We start from the raw sequence: 16,136 nt of genomic DNA, 5'->3' as shown, positions 1-16,136 counted from the left end.
GGAGTTCCGGCTGGTTAAGCTGATATTATTGCAAAGCTTCGATCACTTTGCTCAAGCGACCAGTAATCTCTTCGATAGAACCAATGCCGTCCACACTGTGGAATTTCCCTTGGCTTTTGTAAAATTCGATTAAGGGCGCTGTTTTTTCATTGTATTCCTCAAAGCGGTTCCTGATCTTACTTTCATCCTGATCATCGCTTCTTCCACTTATCTTCCCGCGTTCCAACAAACGTTCTATAAGTATTTCGTCGTTAGCTTCGAGCGCTATGGTCGCGTGAATCATCATGTTCTTTCCTTCCATCAAACAATCAAGGGCTTCGGCCTGTGCATTGGTTCGTGGAAAACCGTCAAAAATAAAACCTTTTGCTTCGGGATTCTTTTCAACCTCTGCATTTAGCATATCAATAGTCACTTGATCCGGAACCAATTCACCCTTGTCAATGAATGATTTTGCAAGTGTACCCAATTCGGTACCGTTTTTTATATTAAATCGAAAAACATCACCAGTGGAAATGTGTTTTAAATCATATTTTTCTTTTAAAAAATTGGCTTGAGTTCCTTTCCCTGCTCCGGGCTTGCCGAACAGTACTAAATTGATCATATTTATTCTTCTTTTATTTGATATACTTCAGGTAGATTTCTTCCCAATTCGTTGTAATCGAGTCCGTAGCCCACAATAAACCTGTCCGGAATTTCTATTCCCACATAATCGATGTTGTATTCTCCCGAATACACTTCCGGCTTGTAAAACATAGAGGCTATCTTAAACCGTTTTACATTGATATTTGAAAACATAGACACCAATTCCTTTACCGTACTTCCGGTGTCGATCACGTCTTCCAAAATCACCACACTTCTCCCTTCTATATCTTCAGACACGTCCAATAGTGTTTTCACAATCCCAGTGGAAGAGATTCCGTGATAGGAACTCAGTTTTACAAAACTCACTTCGCAAGGCTGATCATAATGTTTGATGAAATCAGAAGCGAACATAAAAGCCCCGTTTAACACACATACAAAGATGGGTGTTTCATTTTTAAAGTCGGCTTTTACCGCTTTAGCCATCTTTTTGATGGCAGCGTCTATCTCATCAGCCGAAATAAAAGGCTCAAAGTATTTATCGTGAAGCTTTATCAAGTTTCTTAAAATTATAAAGTTGCAAAGATAATATATAGAATTTTGTTTTCCCTTTAAAATTAATCGATTTCATCCAGTATTTCACAATTAACCGTATTTTTGCGACATATTTTTCAAAAAACAGTATAAACATTTAAATTTTATAAAGCTTCAATTATAATGAATTATTTTTCATCTGACTTTAAATTGGGAATTCTGGGAGGCGGACAACTGGGAAAAATGTTGCTTAATGAAACCCGGAAATTCGATATCTATACTCTCGTACTGGACCCTAGCGATGAAGCGCCTTCCAGAATCGCTTGTAACGAATTCTTCAAAGGAGATTTGATGGATTTTGATACCGTTTATAAATTCGGAAAAAAAGCAGATGTCATTACCATTGAGATTGAAAATGTAAATGTAGATGCACTGGAACAACTTGAAAAAGACGGAAAAACCGTGTATCCATCATCAAAAACACTGAAAATCATTCAAAATAAGGCCAAACAAAAGCTTTTTTATGTGGATCACAACATCCCAACGGCCGATTTTTCCCGTTTTGCCTATCCGGATGAAATGCTGACTGCCATTAAAAACGAATCCTTATCGTTCCCGTTTGTGTGGAAAAGTGCCCGCTTTGGGTATGACGGACAAGGGGTGAAGGTCATCAGAACCTATTCTGATCTCGATACCCTGCCGGAAGGGGAATGTATTGCTGAAAAAATGATCCCTTTTAAAAATGAATTGGCAGTTGTTGTTTCCCGGGATACCAAAGGAAATGTAAAAACCTATCCGGTGGTAGAGATGGAATTCCACCCCGAAGCCAATCAAGTAGAATATGTGATCTGTCCGGCTCGCATCGATGATCAAGTAGCTAAAAAAGCACAACTCGTCGCCCTCAAGGTTTCCCAGGCCTACCAACACGTAGGACTTTTGGCTGTGGAAATGTTCCAGACCCAAGATGACGAAATCCTGATCAACGAAGTAGCCCCCAGACCTCATAATAGCGGACATTACAGCATCGAAGCCAGCTATACCAATCAGTTTGAACAACACCTAAGAGCCATTCTCGGACTTCCATTAGGAAAAACCGATAGCAAAGTGACCGGAATCATGGTGAACCTTGTCGGCGAAGAAGGACATAACGGACCTGTAGTTTATAAAAACATTGAAAAAATCATGGACATGGAAGGCGTTACCCCTCATATCTATGGAAAACGCGAAACCCGTCCGTTTCGGAAAATGGGCCATGTAACCATTGTCCACGAAGATATAAACACCGCCAGAAGTACTGCCGAAGAAGTGAAGAAAAGTATTAAAGTAGTTAGTACAAAGTATTAAGTACTACCGTGCGTGGATAATGCATTGCACGGAAAACATTTCCACACTATCGTGTTTGACATGAGCACCAAATTTTGACAACTAATATGATAACGCGGATTTAAGGAACATTTTCGCGCTAGCAGAGTAAAGACAGCAATAAACTAACCATTTTAACGGTTTTAAATCCCCACGTCTTTCAAACTTTCAACTTTACACCTATATTTGAAATATGTCTATAGCTGTTTCCAATATTACTAAAACCTACGGAGCGCAAACCGCGCTCAACAAGGTGTCTTTTTCCATCAACAAAGGGGAAATTGTTGGTTTTTTAGGGCCTAATGGTGCCGGAAAATCAACAATGATGAAAATCTTGACGACCTACCTCCAACCCACCGAAGGACATGCCAAAGTCAACGATTTTGATATTGACACCCAAAAGAACGACGTACAAAAAAGCGTAGGGTACCTCCCTGAACACAATCCGCTACATATGGATATGTATGTGCGGGAATACTTGGCATACACGGCTTCCCTCTACAAGGCTCCCAAAACACGGATTGAAACTGTTATTTCCCAATGTGGACTTTCACCTGAAGCGAATAAAAAGATAGGAGCACTTTCCAAAGGATACCGTCAGCGTGTGGGGCTGGCTGCCGCTTTAATCTCCGACCCGGATGTTTTGATTCTGGACGAACCCACCACTGGGTTAGATCCTAATCAGTTGATAGAGATCCGGAAACTTATCGTAAATATCGGTAAAGAAAAGACCATTTTACTTTCTACGCATATCATGCAGGAGGTAGAAGCTGTATGCGACCGTGTGATTATCATCAATAAAGGAGAAATCGTAGCTGACAAAAAGTTAAGCGATCTCAGAAAAACACAGGAACAAATAATAGCCGTTGAATTTGATTATCGGGTTGAAGAAGTCCTCCTTCAGCAATTACCGAAGGTGAAAAAGGTAAAAAACATTATTGGGTTTGTTTATGAAATTACTTTTGAGACAGAAAAAGACATGCGATCAACCGTGTTTGATTTTGCGCATGACAACGGACTCAAAACACTTCAACTAAATCAAAAAAATAAAGGGTTGGAGCATTTGTTTATCGAACTTACCTCTCCTTAATCCCTGTAAACAAGTCGTCCTTGATAATGTTCTTCCACCTCAACGGTTTCAGGCCTGCTCACCAAAACAATATCACCCGTGCTGTAGATATTCCCTTTTAAAGAATTCTGCACATTCAGTATCAAATCGTTGGATCCCCTGTGGTACACCTGAGCATTTTCAACCATAAAATTTTCCCCTTCAAAGCGTCCGTTTCCGGAAGCCATGTTAATGTTAAGAGAGCTTGCACTTCCTGTAAGATGAATGTTGGAGAGTCCGTTAAAAACCATTCGGAACGAATTTACATTCAGATTTAAATACAAATCCCCGCTGGTTAAATATTCATTTTCACTCCAATTTTCGGAATAAACCATAAGACTTTCAAGATTCAACACCCCATCCGAACGGATTTCCCTTTGTGTTGCACTTCGAATCTCTTCAATTTCCGGTGCTGTTACATAAAAAGTCGTGAGTTCATAATCGCGCACATAATTGCAAACATTCTCATTTGTCAAGATCAGTTGACCGTCAATAACCTCTGCTGTAATATCGTTCAACAGGTTCTTACCGGATTCCACTTCTACTTTATAAGTTTCCCCTTGTTTAATTACCATTGATATACCCTCGTTTACCAAAATTTTGGTAAACGGCTGTACACTCCTTTCCTCTTTTACCATTTTTCCGGCGGATTGGAAACAATCGTTCGCACTCTCACTGTTACATGCTGATAAAAAGAACAGCACAGTAATAAAAGTCAGCTTAAAAACTCGGATCTTATATTTCTTTTTATTCTCCATTCTTTACAATCTGTAACCAATTCCGATTTCGATAGCCTCTGCCTGGGCGGCATGCGCTTTTACGCTTATGACACCAAACAGGTTTTTCTTCTTCGTAAAATAACCTTTCAGTCCGCCCCTTAAATAGACTTCCCCTTCATAATTGATAGGGTAATACAAATAATACCCGGCTTGGGTTATGACCGAAAATTTGTTGATAAATAATTCGTGACCGATAAAAATCCCTGTTCGTTTAAAATCTTCCGTTCCATCAATACCTCGCTCAGGATAGGCTATTCCGCTGTATTCTATGTATTCCTTCAGGAAATTTGAATAAAAAATATCGGTCCCTAACTGAAAAGCACTTTTTTTGTTGATCCGCTTATCGGCATAAAAAGAAAAGACATAAAATGGGAATTGTCCGCTTCCCACCACATCACTCTCGTTAATTCCGGTTCTGAAAACAAAATTATAGCGCACAGGTTCGTTGAATTTCAAACTAAGATCATCATCAATATATTCCGGCTGAACAGCATCCAGTTGATAGTTGAGTCCGACATTAAATGCAACCGAATTGATACTAGTGTTGGGCGCTTTAGTATTTCCGTTGGAATAATGGATCAAAGTCAGCCCTGCCTGAAGTCCGAATCTGTCAAAAATGCGTTCCTTTTTATAATTGAGCATCATATAGGTACTACTCATGAACCGGGAACCAAAGGCGACATTTCGGTAGTTTTCCTCTTTGTCATATGGATTTCCTGCTATGGCAACCCCCTGCCCGATACGGAACATCAGGTTTCGGTTAAAAAAATGAAAATTATAATGTGCATAAATCGCGACATTATCACCGAGGTGTTTGTTTTTCAAGTCTTGATACCCCAGGGAAAGTCCGTAATCGGGATAATTAAAAAGTTGTTCCCACTCCTTTTTCCCATAGGTTTTCCGGTTCCAACTTAGGATATACCCTTCGGGATGCCCTGTTATTAAATGATAGATATCGTTGTTATGTCTTGAAATATTTCCGTAGAAATAATTAAGATCGATATAAGATTTCGTTTTTGCTTCCTGCTGTGCACTCACAGAAAAGGAACATAACAGTAAAAGGACTACAATAGTTTTTTGCATACCACTTAGTTCAACGGCAAAAGTAATTTTATATTTTAAAATATTGCCGATGCAATAGCTTTTATGTTATCCGATTTCCCCATGGAATAATAATGAAGTAAAGGTACTCCTGCATCTTTCAATTCTTTAGACTGCTGAATACACCATTCGATTCCGACCTGACGCACCTCTTTGTTGTCTTTACATTTTTCTACTTCAGTAATCAGCGTTTCAGGAAGATCTATTTTAAACACCTGAGGTAATAATCGTAAATGTCTTTTTACAGCAATGGGTTTTATACCCGGAATAATAGGCACATCTATCCCGAATGCCTTGGCTTTTTCTACAAACTCAAAAAACTTGCTGTTATCAAAAAACATCTGTGTTACGATATAATCCGCACCCGCATCAACTTTTTCTTTTAGTTTTTTAAGATCAAAGTCCAAAGAAGGGGCTTCGAGGTGCTTTTCAGGATATCCTGCCACACCGATACAAAAATCAGTTTTACTAGCTTCTATAGTTTCATGCAGGTATTTCCCCTCACACAGGTTCCGAATCTGGCTCACCAACTCATTTGCATACCGATGTCCTCCTTCTGTAGGCTCAAAATAGCGTTGATGTTTCATCGCATCGCCACGTAGGGCCATCACATTTTCAATCCCCAAATAATGGCAGTCCACCAGCAAGTATTCTGTCTCTTCTCTGGTAAATCCTCCACAGAGTACATGCGGAACGGTATCTATATTGTATTTGTGTTTCAAGGCGGCACATATTCCCACTGTCCCGGGACGCATCCTTGTTATTTTTCTATCCAACAAGCCATCTTTTTCAACATAAACAAATTCCTCCCTAGAGGTTGTTACATCAATAAAAGGCGGGTTAAATTCCATTAACGGATCGATATTTTTGTATAGATCCTCAATTTTTTTTCCTTTTTGGGGTGGTACAATCTCAAAAGAGAACAAAGTTTTCCCTTGGGCTCTTTTTATATGATCGGTTACTTTCATCTATTCTATTCTTACTCGTTTTGGTTGGTTATAATAATTTTTTTCTAATGTCTTCAAAATCCCCTTCATACTCCCAGTAAATCCATCGACCGCCGAGGTAGTCTGTCAGTATATATTTTTCACTTACTGATTTGATCCTGGACAGGGCGACCAACTTTTTAGAAAACCTGTCTGACTTTACTTCTTCTGTAATTTCTTTATTCAACTGATCGTATCCATGAACAATAATATGACTTCCTAAGGATAATTCTATAAATTTTGATTTCATTTTTATTGTTTAATTGGATTTATTACGTATCTCTAATCCTCCCCTAACCCCTCTAAAGGAGGGGGATTGTTTTTCAAAATTTCCGACTTCTGTCTTCGGACTTCCGACCAAATTTATATTAATCCGCTATATTCGGGTTTAACCATTTGGTAGCTTCTTCTATACTGATATTCCTACGTTTAGCATAATCTTCCACCTGATCCTTTTTAATTTTCCCCAGTCCGAAATATCTACTTTTCGGATGAGCAAAATAATATCCTGAAACGGATGATGCTGGCCACATGGCTATGCCTTCGGTAAGCTTCACGCCTATTTCATTCTCTACATCCAAAACCTCCCAAATCACTTTTTTCTCCAAATGGTCCGGACATGCCGGATAACCCGGAGCCGGACGAATCCCTTTATAGGATTCTTTGATCAATTCAGCATTGGTCAGTTTTTCATCAGAAGCATATCCCCAGATATCCTTACGCACCTTTTCGTGCAAATATTCAGCAAAAGCTTCAGCCAACCGATCGGCTAGGGCTTTAATCATAATCGAATTATAATCATCCAGATCTTTTATATACTGATCTGATATCTCATCAACTCCAAATCCGGTAGTGACACAAAAAGCGCCCATATAATCCTGTTTTCCTGAATCTTTGGGTGCAATAAAATCTGCCAAAGCGATATTAGGCGCTCCTTTGGTTTTTTGTGATTGCTGACGAAGAGTTAGGAATTTATTCAATTCTGCTCCATCTTCATCATACAATTGAATGTCATCATCATCCACCTGATTGGCAGGGAAAATACCCAGAATCCCTTTGGCAGTCAACCATTTTTCATCAATGATCCTATTCAACATATCGGTAGCCTCAGCAAACAACTTGGATGCCTGTTCGCCCACTACCTTATCCGTTAGAATCGCCGGATATTTCCCATGCAACTCCCATGAACGGAAAAATGGTGTCCAATCGAGGTACTCCCTGAGATCTTCCAGTTCTATTTCCACTTGCTTAACCCCAATAAAATCAGGCTTCGAAGGTGTATATTCGTCCCAATCCAATGATAATTTATTGGCCCGTGCCTGTTCTATGCTCAAAAAGTTCTTTTGGCGGGATCTGTTTAAAAAACCTTCGCGCAATTTATCGTATTCCGCTCTTAGTGCAATTCCATAGTCTTCTTTCAGCTTCGGATTGATCAAACTTCCGGCAACATTCACAGCCCTTGAGGCATCGTTCACGTGAACCACTGTCTTTGAATATTCCGGAGCGATTTTCACCGCTGTATGTGCTCTGGATGTTGTTGCCCCTCCAATCATAACCGGAATGCTTAATCCCAGTTTTTCCAATTCTTTAGCCAGGTAAACCATCTCATCCAAAGAAGGTGTTATAAGTCCGCTAAGCCCAATAACATCAACCTGCTCGTCCTTAGCTGTTTGAATGATCTTTTCAGGCGGTACCATCACCCCAAGGTCTACGATTTCATAGTTGTTACAACTCAAAACTACACTTACGATATTCTTTCCGATATCATGCACATCACCCTTTACGGTGGCCATTAATATTTTTCCTGCGGAACGTGAATCATCGGTTTTTTCAGCTTCAATAAACGGCAAGAGATAAGCCACCGCCTTTTTCATCACCCTGGCCGATTTTACCACTTGTGGCAAGAACATCTTTCCACTTCCGAAAAGGTCACCCACAACATTCATTCCATTCATCAAAAACACTTCGATCACTTCTATCGGTTTTTCTACCGATTGCCGGGCTTCCTCTGCATCATCTTCAATAAATTCCAACACTCCTTTTACCAAAGAATGGGTAATACGTTCTTGCAATTCCCCGCTTCGCCATTCCAAGACCTTTTTTTCATCGGATTTGCCATTGTTTTTTACGGTTTCAGCAAAATCCAACAAGCGTTCTGTAGCATCATCCCGCCGATCCAGCAATACATCTTCAACATATTCCAAAAGGTCTTTCGGAATTTCATCATATACTTCCAACATTTCGGGATTGACAATCCCCATTGTCATTCCGTGTTTTATGCCGTGGTATAAAAAAGCGGCGTTCATCGCTTCGCGAACCGTATTATTTCCACGGAAAGAAAAGGACACATTACTCACACCCCCACTCACATGTGCATGGGGAAGGTTTTCACGGATCCACTGTGTAGCCCTGAAGAAATCGACCGCATTTTGTCGGTGTTCTTCCATTCCCGTAGCTACCGGAAAAATATTTGGATCAAAAATGATATCCTGAGGAGGGAATTTCACTGTTTCTACCAAGACATCATACGATCGTTTACATATTTCAATACGTCTTTCATAACTATCGGCTTGTCCGTCCTCATCAAACGCCATAACGATCACTGCCGCTCCATATCTTTTTATCTGTTTTGCACGATGGATGAACTCCTCTTCTCCTTCTTTCAAACTGATGGAATTCACCACTCCTTTCCCCTGTACCACCTTAAGTCCAGCCTCAATAATCTCCCATTTCGAACTGTCGATCATAACAGGAACACGGGCAATATCAGGTTCTGCTGCGATTAGGTTTAGGAACGTTGTCATGGCATTGACTCCGTCAAGCATTCCTTCATCCATATTCACATCAATGATCTGTGCACCACCCTCAACTTGCGCTCTGGCTACTTCTAAAGCCTCATCGTAATTTTCTTCTTTTATCAAACGAAGAAAACGACGTGATCCGGTAACGTTGGTTCGTTCCCCTATATTTATAAAATTACTATCCGAGGTCACGACCAACGGTTCCAAGCCCGAAAGTTTTAATTGCTTTTGGTTGTTGGTTGCTCGTTGTTGGTTGTTGGTTGTTGATTGTTCGTTTTCAGCCATCACAGTTTCTTATAATAATTTATGAAGCCGTTAATTAATCTTTTGCAGGCAGTAATTTGCTCCAAAATTTCATTTAGCTTATTTTCTTCCAAATAATTTTGATCAAATGCAATGTAAACCTGAGTTTCAAGTTCAAATAAAGAACCTCTTGAAATGTGTAAAAAATAAATTGTCTCTTTAGAAGAACTCCTCCCACAACCTTCAGCTATATTGGAAACAACAGAAACAGCACATCTCCTCATTTGGCTTATCATACTATATTGTTCTTCCTTCGGAAAGATTTTAGTAATCGCATAAGCATCATTCGCTAACTTTCTTGCTTCAATCCAAACGTCTAATTCTAGATACGACTTCATTTTTTAATTTATGATTATCATTGAAATTCCAACAACTAACAACCAACAACCACTTTCCTCGGTTCATATTCTTTCGCCAAATCTGCTATCAACTTGATATGTTCGGGGGTTGTTCCGCAACAGCCTCCTATGATATTGACGACATTCTCATCTAAATAGGTTCTTACCAACTCCTGCATTTCTTCAGCTGTTTGGTCGTATTCTCCAAAATGGTTGGGCAAACCGGCATTCGGGTGTGCCGACACATAAAAAGACGACTGTTCTGACAATCTTTTTACATAGGGCAATAGTTGATCGGCACCCAAAGCACAATTAAAACCAACACTCAATAAAGGGATGTGGGAAATACTCACCAAGAAAGCTTCAGCTGTTTGTCCGGATAGTGTTCGTCCCGACGCATCAGTAATTGTACCACTCACCATGATCGGAACATCTATATTACGTTCATCTTTCACCTCTTCAATGGCAAATAAAGCCGCTTTCGCATTCAGCGTGTCAAAAACTGTTTCGACAAGCAAAATATCCACCCCTCCATCTACAAGTGCTTCTACTTGTTCCTTATAGGCAATTCGCAATTCGTCAAAAGTAATGGCGCGAAAACCGGGATCGTTCACATCAGGAGACATACTGGCTGTTCTGTTGGTCGGTCCAATAGAACCTGCTACAAAACGAGGTTTTTCAGGCTCCTTGATTGTAAATTCATCAGCTACTTTTTTGGCTATTTTAGCCGATTCGTAGTTGAGTTCATACACAACATCCTCCAAATGATAATCGGCCATCCCGATGGTTGTTCCTGAAAATGTATTGGTCTCTACAATATCGGCTCCAGCTTCAAAATATTTTGCATGTACCTCAGCAATGGCTTCCGGTTGGGTTAATGACAACAGGTCGTTATTCCCTTGAAGCGGATGCTCAAAATCCTTAAATCGGTCTCCCCTAAAATCGGCTTCGGTGAATTTATGACGTTGCAACATGGTTCCCATGGCTCCGTCTAAGACCAAAATCCTCTTTTTAAGTTCTTCTTTTATATTTTTCATCTCCCAATTTTTCTTTTTACTCACTAAGTGAGATTTGAAATGCCCAAACGCCTGCCTGACTTGCGTCGTTCACAGCGACGGGTAGGTTTTCCCCCTAATGCCTCGTGGGATTACCCCGAGGTTGTTTACTGATACGAGATTTTCAATCACATATTCCTTCAACTGTACTTTGTGTTACAATAGTATGAACAAGCAACAAAATACAGCATTTATACAAAAATATTATCAAGAAAACGGGAAGTAAAAAAACAGAAGTCTTTTTGTTATCTGCCCACGTCAAAGCGTGGTAGAACGTAGCACCTTCTCGGCCCCTCCCCAACCCTCCCGCCAGAGGCGGGGAGGGAGTTAATTAAACTCCCCTCCATTTGGGAGGGGTTAGGGGGAGACTAAGGGTTGCTAAGGCTTCTATGGGTCTAATCCCTTCACCTTTCTTGATAACGTTCAGTATGCTTATGAACAAATGAACTGCAAATATAACTTACATTTACCCTTTAAACAAATGGAATTCATCAATTTTCGCGTGACACTTCCGACCAAAAACACAAACAGGACAAACCTTCACAATGTGTTAGGCTTGTCCTGCTATACAAGTAAAAAAGGGGTTTACACTATACTCTTCACCACTTCTTTTTTCGCTTCTTTCTTGGTTCCGTCAAAGCCTTGAACACCACCTACAGTTGTATATTTCATAACATACCTCTTGTCGGGGAAAATTCGTTGATAAGCACTTTGACACATAATTGCTGCTTCATGGAAACCGGAAAGGATCAATTTCAATTTTCCGGGATATGTATTCACATCACCTATGGCATAAATCCCGGGAATGTTGGTTGCATAATCATATGAATTATCCACTTTTATGGCATTTTTTTCAATCTCCAATCCCCAATTCCCGATAGGTCCGAGTTTTGGTGAGAGTCCGAAAAGCGGGATAAAGTGATCGGTTTCGATATGCGATTCCCCGTTTTTAAGGTGTTTTACCGTTACTGCTTCCAGTTTATCTTCACCGTGTACTTGTACCACCTCTGCTTCGGTAATCAGTTCTACCTTTCCTTTTTTAGAAAGTTCGGCTACTTTTTCTACGGAATCCAAAGCACCTCTAAATTCATTTCTACGGTGTACCAAATAAACTTCTGAAGCCACATCGGCCAAGAAAATAGACCAGTCTAATGCTGAATCCCCGCCACCAGCGATGACCACTTTCTTGTCGCGATAGATCTCCGGATCTTTAATCATGTATGCCACACCATTATCTTCATATTTTTCAATACTATCGATCTTTGGCTTACGCGGTTCAAACGAACCCAAACCTCCGGCTATAACTACCACCGGCGCGTGGTGTTTTGTCCCTTTATTGGTCGTAACCACAAAGGTTTTGTCTTCCAGCTTCTCGATGGTTTCTGCTCTTTCCCCTAAGGTGTATCCGGGTTCAAAAGGCTTGATCTGCTCCAGCAGATTCTTCACCAAATCACCCGCCAACACTTCCGGAAAGGCCGGAATGTCATAGATAGGTTTCTTCGGATAGATTTCCGAACACTGCCCTCCTGGTTGTGGCAAGGCATCTATCAAATGACATTTCAGTTTTAACAATCCTGCTTCAAAAACAGTGAACAATCCCGTTGGCCCTGCGCCAATAATCAGCATATCTGTTTTAATCATCTCTTCTAACTTTTACTTTTTTCTTTCTTTTTTCTCTTTTTCTATTTTGAAACCAAACTCTTGGTAACTTCGTTCAGTTTCTCAACTTTCTCCCCAAAATTCCCTTTGATGGTCTTTCTGTATTTATTCAGGTTTTGAACAAGTTCGTCGATATCTTCAGGAATCACTTCTTCAAAAAACTGTCTTAATCGTTTGGCCGTTGTCGGCGACTTTCCATTGGTCGAAATGGCAATCTTTACATTTCCTTTGGTTACAATTCCTCCCATATAAAAATCGCAATATGGCGGATTGTCGGCTACATTCACAAGCACATTATTCGCTTTGCAATCTTTATACACCTCAACATTCACTTCCTCGTCATTTGTCGTAGCGATCACAATATGTTTTCCATCGAGATATTTTTTATTATAATGATCTTCGATCATCTCCACATCATGTGCCACTGCTTTTTCAACGGTTTCTTCCTTAAAAAAGGGAGCTACCATTTGCACTTTGGCATTCGGACTCGATTTCAGCAGGAAAGTAAGTTTCTCCAGGGCCACATTCCCACCCCCGACAATAAGGGTATTGAGTTTGTTGACCTTCAAAAAAACCGGATACAATTCGTTTTGTGCTACCCCTTCCATATCTCTCTATTTTACAACAGTATTTGCCTGTTCATATACCGCCGCTAAACTTTCGCGATGGTTTACAACCTCTCCAATGACAATAATTGCCGGGTTGGCCAATTGTTTTTCAGCAACAACCGCTTCAATGGTGTCAATAGTTCCAATTCCTATTTTTTCTTCTGCCGTGGTCCCACTTTGGATAATAGCCACCGGCAGTTGATGTTTGTTTTCTTTTTTAAACAATGCTGTGATTTCCCCCAGCTTGCTCATACCCATCAAAATCACAACCGTAGCCGATGATTTTGAAGCCTGCTCCACATCTTTTGACAATTTGTGTGCTTTGGTGGTGCCCGTAATGACCCAAAAACTTTCAGAGCTTCCTCGTTTGGTCAGTGGTACATTTTGATATGCCGGAACTGCTAAAGCCGATGATATTCCAGGCACAAAGGCTGTCTCAATACCATATTTTGTTACATATTCCATTTCTTCTGCTCCTCGACCAAAAACGAAAGGATCACCTCCTTTTAACCGAACTACATGTCCGTGTGTTTTTGCTCTGCTCACAATCAATTCATTAATCTGTTCCTGGCGATAGGCATAACAACCTTTTCGTTTTCCCACAAAAATGTGTTCTGCCTCCGGTGCATACTTCAACAACTTTTTATTGACTAAGGCGTCGTACAAAACAACGCGAGCTGTTTGTAAAGCTTTCATACCTTTAACAGTGAGCAAGTCCGGATCTCCCGGACCTGCCCCTACTAAAGTCAGTTTTGGTTGGTTATTTGTCCGCATGAGCTAATTCTTGTTTCCTGAAAGCATCAGCTTTTTGGTAAAAAGCCTGCGCATCGTTTAAAAACGACTTTGCAAATGCCTCAGATGGTTTATTATTCTTAATTTGATAAACGAGATCAGGAAAAGATGAGTTTAGTGTTATCTTACCTGTTGCGACAAAAACCTCCTCAAACTGGTTAATGATACTTGCTTGGGTATTGGTTTTTTTATTTTCTGCCGTCAATAATGCCTTAGCGGTATTTACCAACGACGTATATGACTGATATATACTATCTGCCCATTTTCCTTCTTCTAAAGAAAATTGTGCTTTTTCAATTTTTTCTTCACTTTCAAACAACAGCGTAGCTACCAAGTCGATCACAACTCCGGCACACTCTCCAACTCCTACTTCCTGAACATATCTCTTATCATGTCCCCAATCTACAAAATCGTCTTCAGTCAGGTTATCGGTATCCGACAAAGGTTTTAGAAAATCGTAAAAATAGATTTTCTCTTTTCTATCGTAATACGCTAAAAAGTCTTCTTCTTTCTCTTTGTTTTGCTGATAATCATCCAAGATCAAACGCAAAGCCTGTGGCCCTCTTTTGGAAGGGATTTTTATCACTTTATCAGAAAATCTTCCTTCTCCATTTCCAAGGACTCCACCACCCAACAAAATCTGAAGTGCCGGTGCTACCAATTTATCTTTGGTTCTGATCGACATTCCCTGAAAACCTATATGTGCCATGTTGTGTTGTCCACATGCATTCATACAACCACTGATCTTAATGGCTATCTCGCGATTGTCTTTATACTGAGGATATTCTTCATCCAACACTTTTTCCAGTACATCGGCTATTCCCGTACTGCTCGCAATTCCTAGATTACAAGTATCTGTTCCCGGACAAGCCGTAATATCTACTGTAGAATTATACCCTAGTTCGGTAAAGCCCATTTCTTTCAGCTCTAAATAGAACAACGGCAACAATTCTTCTTTTACATGACGGATCAAAATATCCTGACGCAAGGTCAACCTGAGTTCATCAGCTGCATATTTTTTAATCAAAGCAGCCAGTTTTCTTGCTTTATCTGTATAGAAATCACCTAGCTTCACTTTGATACCGATGGCGTAAAATCCTTTTTGTTTTTGTTCAGAAACATTAGAAGCTCTCCACTTTTCGTAGCCTTCAACGTCTTTCAATTCCACTTTTGGAACCTGTATGTTATCTAAAAAGGTATGGTCGGGTTCAAAACCGCTATCATCTATCGGATATGACTGGTAAGCTAGTGCAATTTTTTCTTTTTCAACCAATTCTAAAAACGCTTCTAAACCAATATCCTTAACCAGGAATTTCATTCTTGCTTTTAAACGTTTCGAGCGCTCCCCATGTCTATCAAAAATCCTCAAGACACTTTCTATAAACGGTATGATCTGATCTGTTGGTAAAAACTCATAGACCACATCGGCATGTCTCGGTTGAGAACCCAAACCACCACCTAATAATACTCTAAAACCTTTTTCTCCGTCTTTTATCTTCGGAATAAACCCTAAGTCATGGATATAAGCCAAGGCCGTATCAGAATCTGAAGAAGAGAAAGACATCTTGAACTTTCTTCCCATTTCCTGACAAATAGGGTTCCGCAAAAAGAAACGGAATGCTGCATCGGCATACGGAGTCACATCAAAAGATTCGTCAGGGTCTATACCCGCTTCCGGACTTGCCGTAACATTACGAACCGTATTTCCGCATGCTTCACGCAATGTTACATCATTTTTTTCAAGTTCTGCCCAAAGCTCAGGAGTCCTGTCTAAACTCACATAGTGAATCTGAATATCCTGACGGGTTGTAATATGCAATCGCCCGCGTGAATACTCATCAGAAACATCAGCAATACGCAATAGCTGATCACCTGTTACCTTTCCGTAGGGCAACTTTATACGAACCATCTGAACGCCTTGTTGACGCTGACCGTAAACACCACGTGCCAAACGCAAACTCCTAAAGCGTTCTTCATCTACTTTTCCCTCTCTAAAAAGACGAATTTTCTTCTCTAATTCTATAATATCTCTTTCTACAACGGGATTCTCAATCTCTGTTCTAAAACTTTGCATATTTTCAAGTTTTCATTATTTGCAATGTTGTTATCTTCCTTTATTACCTGAAAAACA

15 protein-coding genes and 1 riboswitch are annotated in these 16,136 nt (G+C 40.1%); of the genes, 2 read left to right on the top strand and 13 right to left on the bottom strand.

From position 1 onward, the window contains the following. Positions 1-25 precede the first annotated feature (25 nt). Positions 26-601 (bottom strand): adenylate kinase, encoded by a 576-nt coding sequence (locus OOZ15_RS20160; protein WP_323053794.1) that lies wholly within the window; start codon positions 599-601, stop codon positions 26-28. Between the two features lie 2 nt (positions 602-603). Then, positions 604-1,137, bottom strand: coding sequence for a hypoxanthine phosphoribosyltransferase (gene hpt, locus OOZ15_RS20155; RefSeq protein WP_323053793.1), 534 nt, complete (start codon positions 1,135-1,137; stop codon positions 604-606). A gap of 159 nt (positions 1,138-1,296) precedes the next feature. Here hpt and OOZ15_RS05950 point away from each other — a divergent pair, with 159 nt between their 5' ends. Both OOZ15_RS05950 and gldA read left to right on the top strand, forming a co-directional pair. Next, entirely contained in the window at positions 1,297-2,457 is a 1,161-nt protein-coding gene (locus tag OOZ15_RS05950) for a 5-(carboxyamino)imidazole ribonucleotide synthase (protein WP_265955032.1), read from the top strand. Between the two features lie 211 nt (positions 2,458-2,668). Next, positions 2,669-3,565, top strand: a complete 897-nt coding sequence (gene gldA, locus OOZ15_RS05945) for a gliding motility-associated ABC transporter ATP-binding subunit GldA (protein WP_265955031.1) — start codon at positions 2,669-2,671, stop codon at positions 3,563-3,565. On the opposite strand, the gene OOZ15_RS05940 is transcribed toward gldA, so the two are convergent. The 11 genes from OOZ15_RS05940 to OOZ15_RS05890 all read right to left on the bottom strand — a co-directional run bounded on the left by OOZ15_RS05940 (position 3,562) and on the right by OOZ15_RS05890 (position 16,079). Next, complete coding sequence (locus OOZ15_RS05940; RefSeq protein WP_265955030.1) at positions 3,562-4,341, bottom strand: head GIN domain-containing protein; 780 nt, start codon at positions 4,339-4,341, stop codon at positions 3,562-3,564. The two genes, gldA and OOZ15_RS05940, sit on opposite strands and share 4 nt — an antisense overlap. A gap of 3 nt (positions 4,342-4,344) precedes the next feature. After that, a complete protein-coding gene (locus OOZ15_RS05935) occupies positions 4,345-5,445 on the bottom strand; it encodes an acyloxyacyl hydrolase (protein ID WP_265955029.1) in 1,101 nt (366 codons plus the stop codon). 35 nt (positions 5,446-5,480) lie between these two features. Further along, positions 5,481-6,431: a methylenetetrahydrofolate reductase [NAD(P)H] gene (metF, locus tag OOZ15_RS05930; protein WP_265955028.1), complete on the bottom strand. Its 951-nt coding sequence runs from the start codon at positions 6,429-6,431 to the stop codon at positions 5,481-5,483. 28 nt (positions 6,432-6,459) lie between these two features. Further along, entirely contained in the window at positions 6,460-6,699 is a 240-nt protein-coding gene (locus tag OOZ15_RS05925) for a hypothetical protein (RefSeq protein ID WP_265955027.1), read from the bottom strand. Between the two features lie 118 nt (positions 6,700-6,817). Next, positions 6,818-9,535: a methionine synthase gene (gene metH / locus OOZ15_RS05920; RefSeq protein WP_265955026.1), complete on the bottom strand. Its 2,718-nt coding sequence runs from the start codon at positions 9,533-9,535 to the stop codon at positions 6,818-6,820. Further along, positions 9,535-9,891 carry a four helix bundle protein gene (locus OOZ15_RS05915; protein WP_265955025.1) on the bottom strand — a complete coding sequence of 119 codons (357 nt, stop codon included), beginning with the start codon at positions 9,889-9,891 and terminating at the stop codon, positions 9,535-9,537. The genes metH and OOZ15_RS05915 overlap by 1 nt, the downstream gene beginning before the upstream one ends. A 35-nt stretch (positions 9,892-9,926) precedes the next feature. Continuing rightward, complete coding sequence (locus tag OOZ15_RS05910) at positions 9,927-10,928, bottom strand: homocysteine S-methyltransferase family protein (RefSeq protein WP_265955231.1); 1,002 nt, start codon at positions 10,926-10,928, stop codon at positions 9,927-9,929. Between the two features lie 260 nt (positions 10,929-11,188). Next, positions 11,189-11,369, bottom strand: a riboswitch (SAM riboswitch). A 162-nt stretch (positions 11,370-11,531) separates the two neighbouring features. Next, positions 11,532-12,587, bottom strand: a complete 1,056-nt coding sequence (locus OOZ15_RS05905) for an NAD(P)/FAD-dependent oxidoreductase (protein WP_265955024.1) — start codon at positions 12,585-12,587, stop codon at positions 11,532-11,534. A gap of 41 nt (positions 12,588-12,628) precedes the next feature. After that, entirely contained in the window at positions 12,629-13,213 is a 585-nt protein-coding gene (locus tag OOZ15_RS05900) for a precorrin-2 dehydrogenase/sirohydrochlorin ferrochelatase family protein (RefSeq protein WP_265955023.1), read from the bottom strand. Positions 13,214-13,219: 6 nt separating this feature from the next. After that, positions 13,220-13,987 (bottom strand): uroporphyrinogen-III C-methyltransferase, encoded by a 768-nt coding sequence (cobA, locus tag OOZ15_RS05895; RefSeq protein WP_265955022.1) that lies wholly within the window; start codon positions 13,985-13,987, stop codon positions 13,220-13,222. After that, entirely contained in the window at positions 13,974-16,079 is a 2,106-nt protein-coding gene (locus OOZ15_RS05890) for a HEPN domain-containing protein (RefSeq protein ID WP_265955021.1), read from the bottom strand. Before OOZ15_RS05890 ends, cobA begins: the two co-directional genes overlap by 14 nt. Positions 16,080-16,136: the final 57 nt, after the last annotated feature.

The organism is Galbibacter kalidii (assembly GCF_026241135.1).
Lineage (GTDB): Bacteria > Bacteroidota > Bacteroidia > Flavobacteriales > Flavobacteriaceae > Galbibacter.
The sequence above is the reverse complement of the archived record's forward strand: the minus strand, read 5'-3'. Positions and strand labels throughout refer to the sequence as shown.